This is a genomic window from Rosenbergiella epipactidis (genome assembly GCF_018494055.1).
Lineage (GTDB): Bacteria > Pseudomonadota > Gammaproteobacteria > Enterobacterales > Enterobacteriaceae > Rosenbergiella > Rosenbergiella epipactidis.
The window spans coordinates 1-261 of the sequence record NZ_JABBFQ010000031.1 but is presented as its reverse complement, the minus strand read 5'-3'; the positions used below and the strand labels follow the sequence as shown (position 1 = coordinate 261).

Below are 261 nucleotides of genomic sequence, written 5' to 3'. Positions count from 1 at the left end.
AAATCAAAGCCCGCTGACGGTGAGCTACTGCCCGCCGCAGTCGTCGCCGTGGCGGTCACATTGTGTGCCCCATCGGCCAAGGCAACGCTTGGTGTGAACGTCCAATTACCTTGATCATTCGCGGTTGTTGTCCCGAGAACTTTATCACCATCTTTCAGTGTGATTTGCGCTCCAGCATGTGAGGTACCACTAAAGGTCATCTCATTGACGTGGGTAGTTCCATGATCTTTTACCGCCACATCCGTATGCGCTTTATCCACC

The 261-nt window shown here is 52.9% G+C and carries 1 protein-coding gene; it reads right to left on the bottom strand.

All coding sequences use genetic code 11. From position 1 onward, the window contains the following. Positions 1 to 261: Ig-like domain-containing protein (locus tag HGT71_RS15680; protein WP_214218610.1), on the bottom strand; the 261-nt coding region annotated here is incomplete at both ends.